This is a genomic window from Paenibacillus cucumis (ex Kampfer et al. 2016) (assembly GCF_019748695.1).
In the GTDB taxonomy this organism is placed as follows: Bacteria; Bacillota; Bacilli; order Paenibacillales; family Paenibacillaceae; genus Paenibacillus; species Paenibacillus polysaccharolyticus.
In genome coordinates, this window is the sequence record NZ_JACLIC010000007.1 from 417,325 (window position 1) to 427,966 (window position 10,642).

Genomic DNA, 10,642 nt, shown 5'->3' on the forward strand with positions numbered 1-10,642 from the left:
TTTATTTTTTGTCTTCACGAGCACTTATATATAACTTGCCATTGTGATCAATTGAGCATATAAACACATCTTTAAAATCGTTAATGCCTTTTTGTTGAATTTGATTTTTTAACCAGAAACGTGTTTTCTCGATCATTTCCAAATTCTCATCCTGTACTTTCCCATCCATAATCAGGGGCACGGGTAAACCCTCATATTTAATGTTGGGGAAACCTTTCAGCTTAACATTTTCTTTTTGCCGTGCAGATGAATTGGAAGAACCGGAACTGGAAGTAGAGCCATCAGAGCTCTGATCTTTCGGAAATACAGTCAATTTCCCGGTTGTTTCAAGGAGCGCAAAATCTACATCACCGATGCTGTCAATATTTTGTTCCCGAAGCTGCAGTAACAGATCATCCAGATTGTAACGTTGCTTGCGCATTTCATCACGATGAAGCTTGCCTTTGGAGATTAAAACCGTAGGTTTTCCATCGATCATCAGACGAAGCTTGCGGCTTTTCAACCCGACATAAGCCATCCCGATTTGCATAACAATGACGGTCAGCATCGGAGCAATACCATGAGATAGCGGTTTTTTGATATCCTCAATCACAAAAGCAGCCATCTCGGCAAGCATGATGGACACGACCAGATCAAACATAGATAACTTGCCGATCTCACGTTTACCCATCACACGAATAGCGCAATACACCAGGAAATACATGAGTATGGTTCGATATATGTGAGGGCCAAAATCAGTGAAATTCATAACAGGAACCTCCTTCGAATTTCAGCATTGTACAGAGATCTGAAGTGCAATCCCTATTTTGACCTGAACCTCACATGCTCATGCAGAAATAATCCGTTCATTTAATGGAAATCGGTTCATAAGTCAGAAGGCTTGACCATACACTGTAATAATTTCAAACTTGTACAAGGGGGTTGCTTTATGCAATTGATTCGCCGCTTATTCTCATTTCGGATGTCCAACCCAATTCTGTCTGGCCTCTGTCACGCTTTTGTCTGGATGTTTATCGGAGCATTAATACTTTCTTTCTTCCTGTGGATGAGCGGCATGCGAGAACAGGATCTTTCCACCTATACCTATGTTGTTCACGTTTTGTCATTGCTCATCGGTGGTTTCATTGCGGGGAAACGTTCGGGTGAGAAAGGATGGTATTACGGTGGCTTCACAGGGATCGTTTATGGGCTTCTCGTGTTGCTCATCGGATTCTTGGCACTGGACGCTTCATTTAACTGGAAAGACAGCTTGCAACTCCTTAGCGCATTCTTTATATCGGCTCTTGGCGGCATCTTTGGAGTCAACACACAACGCTCATAATCAACTCACAAAAAAAAGAGAACCGGATCTACTTCAGATCCGATTCTCTGTTCGGGAATATGCCCGCGCATATTCTCATCTTCTCATCATGTATACCATTATTCAGCCGTTTCACGACTTACAGCGCTGCTAATCGCATTACGGTCAAACGTAAGCTTGGTAACGTCATTTACACGCAATACCACCACGTCGTCTGTAATTTCAGCAATCGTACCGTGAAGACCACCGATCGTTACAATTTTATCGCCTTTTTTCAACTGGCCCAACATCGCATTGCGTGCTTTTTGCTTTTTGTTCTGTGGGCGAATCATCAGGAAGTAGAAAATCGCGACCATCAATACCAAAGGTACGATCAACGAAAAAATTCCACCACCAGGATTTGCAGCTTGAGCAGTCATTGCTTGAAACATCAAAACTCCCCCTTATCGACTATACGTACAGTTACTGCTTGTTGCATAGGCTCCGCAAAAACCTCAATTAGAAACCTTTGTCATTGTCATGCAGACCATATTGATCGAAAAATTCATCCCGGAAATCAAGCAAACGATCTTCCATTATGGCTTTACGCACATTGCGCATCAAGTTCTGTAGGAAATGAAGATTATGGATCGTTGTGAGACGCAAGCCAAACGTTTCATCTGCTTTGATCAGATGGCGCAAGTACGCTCTGGAATAGTTGCTGCAAGTGTAGCAATCACATTCCGGGTCAAGCGGCCCAAAATCGGTTGCAAACTTGGCATTGCGAACGACCAGACGTCCCTGACTTGTCATCGTTGTTCCGTTACGGGCAATCCGGGTTGGCAACACGCAGTCAAACATGTCCACTCCACGAATCGATCCCTCAATCAATGCATCGGGTGAACCTACCCCCATCAAATACCTTGGTTTATTGGAAGGTAGCAAAGGCACCGTGTAATCCAATACGCCATACATCAAATGTTTCGGTTCTCCAACACTCAGTCCACCAATAGCATACCCCGGGAAATCCATGGAAGTCAAATCAGCCGCGCTTTGACGACGGAGATCCTCGTGCATGCCACCCTGTACGATAGCAAACAATCCTTGATCATGCGGACGGGCATGACTTTCAATACAACGCTCCGCCCAGCGAGTTGTTCTTTCGAGTGATTTCTTAACGTATTCGTATTCAGCTGGATATGGAGGACATTCATCAAATGCCATCATAATATCTGAGCCCAGAGCATTCTGGATTTCCATAGCCACTTCCGGGGAAAGGAACTTTTTGTCACCGTTCAGATGGGAGCGGAAATGTACGCCCTCTTCGGTAATTTTACGCATCTCACTAAGGGAGAACACCTGAAAACCACCGCTATCTGTCAAAATAGGCCGATCCCAGTTCATGAACTTGTGCAGACCGCCAGCTTGACGGATAATTTCATGACCCGGTCTCAGGAACAAATGATACGTATTACTCAGAATAATCTGAGCATCCATTTCCTTCAGTTCTTCGGGACTCATCGTTTTTACCGTTGCTTGAGTGCCGACCGGCATGAACGTTGGAGTCTCAATAACACCATGAGGTGTATGCACACGTCCCAGACGCGCACCTGATTGTTTACACGTTTTGATATGTTCGTACGTAATTGCTGCCATTGGTTATAATCATCCTCTAAAAGTTAATCGGTTTATTAATAAATCAACATTGCATCGCCAAAGCTAAAGAAACGATATTTCTCCTTGATGGCTTCCTCATAAGCATGCATAATGTGTTCTCGGCCTGCAAGAGCACTAACAAGCATCACCAGTGTTGATTTGGGCAAATGAAAATTCGTTAGCATTCCGTCAATCACCTTGAAGGAGTAGCCAGGATAAATGAAAATGCTCGTCCAGCCGCTACTTTCCTGCAATACACCATCTTCAAATTTACTTCCTACCGTCTCCAGCGTTCTGCAACTGGTGGTGCCCACTGCAAAAACCTTATTACCACGCTCTTTCGTCTGATTAATCAGTTCAGCCGTTTCCTGTGATAAAGAATAATACTCCTCATGCATAACATGATCCTCAACCATATCAACAGACATCGGTCTAAATGTACCAAGCCCAACATGTAGGGTAATAAATCCAACATTCACATCTTTAGCCCGAATCTGTTCCAGCAACTCATCCGTAAAGTGTAAACCTGCTGTCGGTGCAGCTGCAGAACCTTCGTGTTTGGCATATACCGTCTGGTAACGCTCTCGATCATCCAGCGTTTCCTTGATATAGGGTGGTAGTGGCATCTCACCAAGGCGATCCAAAATCTCTTGGAAAATACCATTGTACTCAAACGTTAACGTACGTGCGCCCATCTCGCCTACTTCATTAATGACAGCCTTTAATTCATCGCTAAACACAATGACAGAGCCAGCTCTCAGCTTTTTGCCCGGCTTGACGAGTGCCTCCCACTTATCACCTTCGACGTTTTTAAGCAAAAGCACCTCGGCTTTTGCCCCTGTGTCCGCTTTAGTACCAAACAGGCGGGCAGGCAATACACGTGTATCATTCAGAATCAGTGTATCTCCAGGCTGCAGTACATCGATAATATGAGGGAAATGGTGATGGGCAACTTCCCCTGTCTCTTTGTTTAAAGTCAGCAGACGAGAAGCGGTACGATCCAGCAACGGTGTCTGAGCGATTAATTCCTCTGGTAACTCAAAATCATATAAGTTCACATTCATGTTCTATTCATTCCTTAAGGCTTTGATATTCTTTTTCACTTTAATATAAGCTAAACTAAAGATTTTCACACGGAACACTACGATGACAGAACAACCTTCCCATCGCTGTTATCCCCGGATTTTTTTATCTCCCTTTCCCAAGGGGAAAATCCAGTGATAAAGGCGACCGCTTCGCTTTCTCAGGTTTTTTCTGTCTTCTCCGTTTATGTGTAAATAAATATAGTTGAGCTTATATAAATCATTGTCTTTTATTCCTTAACAATAGTTGCGTTTTGATAATAGTGTTTCAATATCGTCTGGTAATCATACCCTTCGTCAGCCATACCCTTGGCGCCCCATTGAGATAAGCCAAGTCCATGTCCATTCCCTTGACCAATAAACATAAAGGTCTGGCCTTGTGTCACGGCTCTCGCTTGACCATCTGCACTCATCACAACAAGTGCGTTGCTGGATGAGGTGCCTGTGCCTGAGGCAGACAATATTGAAGCGCCCTGTGATCCGGTTTTGCTGACTTTTTGACCGTCAGCGCCTAATACAGTATAACTTCCGGTCCCTGCAATATCAAATAAAGTGCTTGGTAATCCGCCGAGTGCAGAACGATACGTATCCGCATATTTAACAGTCAACGGTTGCCCGTTGGCCGTAACTTCCAGTGCTCGTCCGGAAGGTCCTCGCTTGGTTACTTCCAACGTTGATATGGAAGCTGGGGCGGCTACAGTTGTCTTACCTTGCAATGTCTTGACCAGTTGTGCCGAAGTAAACGGCCCTCTCACCCATGCATAATCATTGGATTGAGCCACTTTTGCCAATACAACAACTTCCGTTCCAGGATTGATTTTGGCAACTGGCTCAACATTGGATTGAATGAGCGGGATCGGTCTAAGATTTGTATTTTGAGCCGTTACGGTTGCTTTGGAGAGTCCAGCATCCGTCTTCGTTGTTAATTCTTTTACATTGTCCTCACGAATATATCCGCTCACACCTGAACTCATCAGCACATGATACCATGTATGCAGTCCAGCCTGCGCAGACAGATCGCCACGACTGTCCACATTTGTAAATACGCCTGCCCCACCGTTCCACACTTCAGAAGGATGAGCCGTTTGCCCTCCAGCATTAGATGAAAATACAGCTTCTACAATTTTGCCTTCGCTTTTGAGCACTTCTCCAGCCGTTGCATCCACCGCACTCGTTACTTTGTCATTCTCAGAGTTCATTCCATTGTATGCCTGACTCAGTGTGGTATCCACAACATTGGCGATCTTGAAACGCTCGCCCTGCTGGAGCGCATAGGAACGGGCAGCCACTGCCTGCACTTTAAGTGCTTCAGTTGGCCAAGAAGAATACACTTCTGCGCCAACAACCGAGTACAAGTACTGTTCCAGTGGCACGACGTTAACTAAAGCTAGATCCCCATTAACGATGCTGATCTCCATATCTCCGCGATATGTACGCTGGGAGCGCTCTACAACTTTTATACCGTTGCCACTTCCTTGTATCATTACCTTGGAATCATTGCCTGCAATCGTGTAATGTGGGGCCGTTTTAAAGGCATCCATACTCAATCCTGCGTCCTGACGAATAATCAAACCTGGACTGTTACCTACAGGAGAGAGGCTAATGCCAGATACACTGGATTCTACACGTTGCTTCAACGTAGATAACTCCGTCGCAGATATCGCTTCACCGACCCATACGGTATAGGTTTGATTGCTTCCATCTAGTTGCAATACAGGATAAGCTGTAAATCCCGCTGCAAGCAAACTTGACTGTGCTGCTTCTGCTTCCTGAAGAGAAGTGTAGTTCCCCGAAGACAGACGTTCGCTTCCGGTTACAACCGGTTTCTGTCCCGCTAATTGAGTCGCAGCTGTCTTTTGAACCCGAGCAACGGCTTGTCCTGCAAGTGCTGCTGTACCGTAATTGCCGGTGTATAGCTGATACAGTGTTTTTCCATTAAATGTCACCGTATACAGCAAAGGTTTATCAGCCGTAGCCTGAAGCAATTTTGCTGCCGCTGCGGCTGTTGTGAAATCAGCAGTCTCCAATACTTTTACGCGGAATCCATCCGCACTAAAACGGGTTTGCCCCGATGGAAGAGTCACATTGGTACCACCACCAGACTGAATACTCCATGAACCTGCTGATTCAAGTGTAATTAGAGGTGTTGTTGATTTATATGTGCTCCCTAAATTCGCAAACATAGCTACTCGAATCAATTGCTCATTATCACCAGCCGCATAAGCTGGCACATGCAAGCACCCTACTGTCAACAGAGCAGCCGCCAGTACCTTCAATCGACGACTCCACTTCTTCGTGCGTATTGCTTTTCCCACAATCAGGCTCCTCTCCATACATGTTCTTCACTTTATATCGGTCAGTTTTCACGGGAATTTCAACTTCCTGTTTAATATCTAGGAATTCCGTTCACTGTTTATAAACGGGTAATGTCGTCTTCTTCATCTATTCTCTCAAGGTTTTCGCATAGACGACGTGCAAAAGCCGAGTCTTACTTACCGTCTCTTGGCGGAACAGGCAAACCAAGATGATGATAGGCTAGATCAGTAACTACACGCCCCCTTGGCGTACGCTGAATCATACCGATCTGCAGCAGATAAGGTTCATACACATCCTCAATCGTCTGAGATTCTTCCCCAATTGTAGCCGCTATCGTATCCAGTCCAACAGGACCTCCCCGGAAGCTGTTAATCATAGACTTGAGCATCTTGTGGTCGATATCGTCTAACCCACGCGGATCAATCTGCAGGCGTTGCAACGCCTCTTCCGCCAGGGCTTGTGTAATAATGCCATCACCGCGTACTTGTGCAAAATCACGTACTCTTTTCAATAATCGGTTTGCAATCCGCGGTGTCCCTCGTGAACGCAAAGCAATCTCCTCCGCAGCATCCCCAACAATCTCTACACCCAGAATATCAGTGGATCGTGAAACGATATACGCAAGTTCATCAACCGTATAGAACTCCAAACGACTAATCACACCAAAACGGTCTCGAAGCGGAGCTGACAAAAGTCCTGCACGTGTCGTAGCTCCTATTAACGTGAATGGAGGCAAGTCCAAGCGAACGGAACGTGCACTTGGCCCTTTGCCAATCATAATATCCAGAGCAGAATCCTCCATCGCCGGATACATCACCTCTTCAACGGTACGATGAAGTCGATGGATCTCGTCAATGAATAACACGTCTCCCTCTTGCAAATTCGTCAGCAGCGCTGCCAGATCACCTGGACGTTCAATTGCAGGGCCTGAAGTGGTTCTCAGGTTTACGCCAAGTTCATTTGCAATAATATTAGCGAGTGTTGTTTTACCTAGACCCGGAGGTCCGTATAATAGCACATGATCCAATGCTTCATTCCGCAATTTAGCGGCTTCAATATATATTTTAAGATTTTCCTTCACCTGATTCTGCCCGATGTATTCATTTAGATATCGGGGACGAAGGCTTAATTCGACGTTCTGATCTTCCATCATCAGGTTAGCGGATATAATCCGTTCATCCATGTTCTTCCCACCCTTTTCTTGCAGGTTACAACTCTAGTACGACGATACAAATGAATATAAATTAACCCGTAAATAACATTTGCAGTGCCCGTTTCATCAACACATCTACAGAATCTGCGGTCGTCACATCTTTTTTCAGCTTGAGCCATACTTTGTCCAGTTCACTATCCGTATATCCAAGCGCCTTCAGACCTTCACGCGCCTCATCCCATGAGGACCCACTTCCAACCTCCTCGGATGGTGGTGCAAAGAGACCCGTTTCATAGGCTGCTGTACCAAAACCATCCAATTTGTCCTTCAAGTCCAGAATCATACGTTGCGCTGTTTTTTTTCCGATACCTGGTAGTTTCGTCAAGAATGTCAGATTCTCCTGATAAATGGCTGTAACCACATGATCAGGTGTGCCACCGGCAAGAATACCTAACGCCACTTTTGGCCCAATTCCAGATACTTCAATCAATTTACGGAACAAACGCTGTTCCTCTCTCGTCACAAATCCAAATAACAGCATCGCATCTTCACGCACATGATGATGGGTGTACACGATGATCTCGCCTTCCTGCTTGGCAAACGCATAGGGGTTCGGACAGAACACACGATAACCCACCCCATGCACATCTAAAACAATATAATCACTCTCGACATGTATAAACTGTCCTCTTAGAAAATCAATCATTTTCGCAGTACCTCATTCAACTTGGAATTTAATGTATAAGAATGTGCATGACAAACAGCAACAGCCAGCGCATCTGCAACGTCATCGGGTTTAGGCACAACCTGCAGACGAAGGAACATTTTGACCATCTCCTGCACTTGTTTCTTCTCCGCCTTGCCATAGCCTACAATCGCCTGTTTGATCTGCATCGGGGTATATTCCGCAATAGGCAGACCTTTCTGAGCAGCAGCAAGAATCATGACCCCTCGGGCCTGGCTGACAGACATCGCTGTTGTTACGTTACGGTTAAAAAAGAGTTTCTCCAGTGCGACCGCATCTGGCTTATACTTATCAATCAGTTGCACCATGCCTTCATATACGTGAAGAAGCCGATCCTCATCTGGTGTATGTGCCTCCGTCTGAATACATCCATATTGTACGGGCACAACCTTGTTCCCGATTTTATCTACAAAACCAAACCCCACAATCGCAATACCCGGGTCAATTCCCAAAAAACGCAAAACCATCTCTCCCTTACAAAAGCGAACATATGTATCGTTCATTTCATTATAACAAAAGATAGGCCTTGCGGCAGGAAAAACTTTGTCTATGCCAAAGCCTATCGTAATTCGTGACTTTTCTTCAAAATTTTCATTTTTATAGAAGAGTTAACTTATAAAAACGACAAAAAGGACATCCGCACGATGTCCTTCCGTAGCCATCTCTTCTATCCACTTATCTTCATACACGTTTCCCGAAGGTAACTCTACACCTTTGACTTAAAGGTTGTATTCCTTATACGGGTTGGCTTATCCGCCATTCCGAAGTAAATGATGCGTTTCATCCACAGCAAAGTCACTAAACGTCGAAATTACACTGTCATATTCATCTTTATCCTGTATTCGGATGCCTTCTTGCAATTGCTCCAGCACTCCTTCAGGCAATGAACTTTCCAATGTACCTACATCGAGTTGAAAAAACGTACGAATAACATTCTCTTCAGCGGGTTTGCCCTCATACAGATTGAGATGACCTGTAGCATCGATACTGATGTAGGCTTCTTGTTTACAAACAGGTGAAAGATCATCCACGCTTTGATTCAAATGTAACGTATCCGAGGAAGTAACCTTCGCTTCCCACTCTGGATGTTGAGCAAGCAGCATTTTTAATTGAGGGATATCCATTCTCCCCAGCTGTTCAGTTTCAACACCACAAATATATTTGGTTTGTAAAACAACACGTATTAATTGGTCTGCACCCGTTTCAAGTTGCTCTACAATCACCTGAATCTCATGTGCCGATCGTTGATCCTGTTTAACTGGGCCCATAACATTTACGGCTTCACCAAAATCGGTTGTTAGTAAACGCTCAACTGCTGCTGATATAGATAAACCACGGTACGCTAATATTGTAACCGCACATATAGCGGCAACCATCCACAAGGTTCGTTTCCATCGTCGCCAGCGTCTCTTTAATTGTTTTCGTAAGGTGAACCTGTTCACATAAACCCCTTCAATCACTTTTTTAAACCTATTGTGACCTAATGGAGAAACCTTTATGCAAACCCACCTCTTTAAACTCTTGAAAGCCTTGACCTTGACAAGTTGCGGTAATCGAGAGATCAAGAGATCCAAATTTATGAAGTGAATATCTACTAAAATCAAAAAAATCACCATCTGATTAGATAGTGATTTTTAGAAATCGGGATGACACGATTTGAACATGCGACCCCCTGGTCCCAAACCAGGTGCTCTACCAAGCTGAGCTACATCCCGTTATATATACCGGCGAGAGGACTCGAACCTCCACGGTTTCCCACTCGATTTTGAGTCGAGCGCGTCTGCCATTCCGCCACGCCGGCAAACTATGAAAATAATGGCGCGCCCTGAGAGATTCGAACTCCCGGCCTTTTGATTCGTAGTCAAACGCTCTATCCAGCTGAGCTAAGGGCGCAAAATATTGGAGCGGAAGACGGGAATCGAACCCGCGACCCTCGCCTTGGCAAGGCGATGCTCTACCGCTGAGCCACTTCCGCATGATAAAAATGTAAATATGGCGGAACCGACGGGATTCGAACCCGCGATCTCCTGCGTGACAGGCAGGCATGTTAGGCCAACTACACCACGGTTCCAGATCACTTTCGGTTAGGAAAGCTACAATTGCGGGGGCAGGATTTGAACCTGCGGCCTTCGGGTTATGAGCCCGACGAGCTACCGGGCTGCTCCACCCCGCGTCATTAGAAAACATATATGGTGGAGGCTGAGGGGATCGAACCCCCGACCCTCTGCTTGTAAGGCAGATGCTCTCCCAGCTGAGCTAAGCCTCCATAATATGACCCGTAAGGGATACTCTCACTTCGTTCGAGACTGCGAAGCAGTTCCTATCGATGCTAATCCTCCGACGAACCTTTGGGATTCTCATCCCACTCTTTAGTTATTAAAAATAACTATGACCCGTAGGGGATTCGAACC

10 protein-coding genes and 7 tRNA genes are annotated in these 10,642 nt (G+C 45.3%); 1 reads left to right on the forward strand and 16 read right to left on the reverse strand.

The window, feature by feature from the left end; genetic code table 11:
* Nucleotide 1: 1 nt before the first annotated feature.
* The gene (locus tag H7T88_RS05035; RefSeq protein WP_154887483.1) at nt 2-748 is read right to left on the reverse strand and encodes a YetF domain-containing protein; all 747 of its coding nucleotides are present in this window, start codon (nt 746-748) and stop codon (nt 2-4) included.
* A gap of 180 nt (nt 749-928) precedes the next feature.
* On the opposite strand from H7T88_RS05035, the gene H7T88_RS05040 reads away from it, so the two are divergent.
* Nucleotides 929-1,321 carry a TIGR04086 family membrane protein gene (locus tag H7T88_RS05040; RefSeq protein WP_154887481.1) on the forward strand — a complete coding sequence of 131 codons (393 nt, stop codon included), beginning with the start codon at nt 929-931 and terminating at the stop codon, nt 1,319-1,321.
* 98 nt (nt 1,322-1,419) lie between these two features.
* Here the strand turns inward: H7T88_RS05040 and yajC are convergent, their stop codons facing one another.
* The 15 genes from yajC to H7T88_RS05115 all read right to left on the reverse strand — a co-directional run bounded on the left by yajC (nt 1,420) and on the right by H7T88_RS05115 (nt 10,497).
* Nucleotides 1,420-1,731 (reverse strand): preprotein translocase subunit YajC, encoded by a 312-nt coding sequence (yajC, locus tag H7T88_RS05045; protein WP_154888523.1) that lies wholly within the window; start codon nt 1,729-1,731, stop codon nt 1,420-1,422.
* A 67-nt stretch (nt 1,732-1,798) separates the two neighbouring features.
* Complete coding sequence (tgt, locus tag H7T88_RS05050) at nt 1,799-2,935, reverse strand: tRNA guanosine(34) transglycosylase Tgt (RefSeq protein WP_221787401.1); 1,137 nt, start codon at nt 2,933-2,935, stop codon at nt 1,799-1,801.
* A 35-nt stretch (nt 2,936-2,970) separates the two neighbouring features.
* Nucleotides 2,971-3,999 carry a tRNA preQ1(34) S-adenosylmethionine ribosyltransferase-isomerase QueA gene (gene queA, locus H7T88_RS05055; RefSeq protein ID WP_221787409.1) on the reverse strand — a complete coding sequence of 343 codons (1,029 nt, stop codon included), beginning with the start codon at nt 3,997-3,999 and terminating at the stop codon, nt 2,971-2,973.
* A gap of 248 nt (nt 4,000-4,247) precedes the next feature.
* Entirely contained in the window at nt 4,248-6,332 is a 2,085-nt protein-coding gene (locus tag H7T88_RS05060) for a SpoIID/LytB domain-containing protein (protein WP_312027580.1), read from the reverse strand.
* Nucleotides 6,333-6,505: 173 nt separating this feature from the next.
* The gene (ruvB, locus tag H7T88_RS05065; protein WP_154887474.1) at nt 6,506-7,516 is read right to left on the reverse strand and encodes a Holliday junction branch migration DNA helicase RuvB; all 1,011 of its coding nucleotides are present in this window, start codon (nt 7,514-7,516) and stop codon (nt 6,506-6,508) included.
* A 61-nt stretch (nt 7,517-7,577) separates the two neighbouring features.
* Nucleotides 7,578-8,192, reverse strand: coding sequence for a Holliday junction branch migration protein RuvA (gene ruvA, locus H7T88_RS05070; protein WP_154887473.1), 615 nt, complete (start codon nt 8,190-8,192; stop codon nt 7,578-7,580).
* Entirely contained in the window at nt 8,189-8,692 is a 504-nt protein-coding gene (gene ruvC / locus H7T88_RS05075; protein WP_090915614.1) for a crossover junction endodeoxyribonuclease RuvC, read from the reverse strand. The genes ruvA and ruvC overlap by 4 nt, the downstream gene beginning before the upstream one ends.
* Nucleotides 8,693-8,980: 288 nt before the next feature.
* A complete protein-coding gene (locus H7T88_RS05080; RefSeq protein ID WP_221787415.1) occupies nt 8,981-9,607 on the reverse strand; it encodes a BofC C-terminal domain-containing protein in 627 nt (208 codons plus the stop codon).
* A gap of 265 nt (nt 9,608-9,872) precedes the next feature.
* Nucleotides 9,873-9,946 (reverse strand) — tRNA-Pro (locus tag H7T88_RS05085).
* A gap of 7 nt (nt 9,947-9,953) precedes the next feature.
* Nucleotides 9,954-10,032: transfer RNA gene (locus H7T88_RS05090), tRNA-Leu, on the reverse strand.
* Between the two features lie 15 nt (nt 10,033-10,047).
* Nucleotides 10,048-10,124, reverse strand: a tRNA-Arg gene (locus H7T88_RS05095).
* A gap of 7 nt (nt 10,125-10,131) precedes the next feature.
* A tRNA-Gly gene (locus tag H7T88_RS05100) sits at nt 10,132-10,206 on the reverse strand.
* An 18-nt stretch (nt 10,207-10,224) separates the two neighbouring features.
* Nucleotides 10,225-10,302 (reverse strand) — tRNA-Asp (locus H7T88_RS05105).
* Between the two features lie 28 nt (nt 10,303-10,330).
* A tRNA-Met gene (locus H7T88_RS05110) sits at nt 10,331-10,404 on the reverse strand.
* 17 nt (nt 10,405-10,421) lie between these two features.
* Nucleotides 10,422-10,497: transfer RNA gene (locus tag H7T88_RS05115), tRNA-Val, on the reverse strand.
* Nucleotides 10,498-10,642: the final 145 nt, after the last annotated feature.

Bases quoted from the DNA above. Each gene is read 5' to 3' on its own strand.
- H7T88_RS05035 (WP_154887483.1), bottom strand. From the start codon at position 748: ATGAATTTCACTGATTTTGGCCCTCACATATATCGAACCATACTCATG.
- H7T88_RS05040 (WP_154887481.1), top strand. From the start codon at position 929: ATGCAATTGATTCGCCGCTTATTCTCATTTCGGATGTCCAACCCAATT.
- yajC (WP_154888523.1), bottom strand. From the start codon at position 1,731: ATGTTTCAAGCAATGACTGCTCAAGCTGCAAATCCTGGTGGTGGAATT.
- tgt (WP_221787401.1), bottom strand. From the start codon at position 2,935: ATGGCAGCAATTACGTACGAACATATCAAAACGTGTAAACAATCAGGT.
- queA (WP_221787409.1), bottom strand. From the start codon at position 3,999: ATGAATGTGAACTTATATGATTTTGAGTTACCAGAGGAATTAATCGCT.
- ruvB (WP_154887474.1), bottom strand. From the start codon at position 7,516: ATGGATGAACGGATTATATCCGCTAACCTGATGATGGAAGATCAGAAC.
- ruvA (WP_154887473.1), bottom strand. From the start codon at position 8,192: ATGATTGATTTTCTAAGAGGACAGTTTATACATGTCGAGAGTGATTAT.
- H7T88_RS05080 (WP_221787415.1), bottom strand. From the start codon at position 9,607: ATGGTTGCCGCTATATGTGCGGTTACAATATTAGCGTACCGTGGTTTA.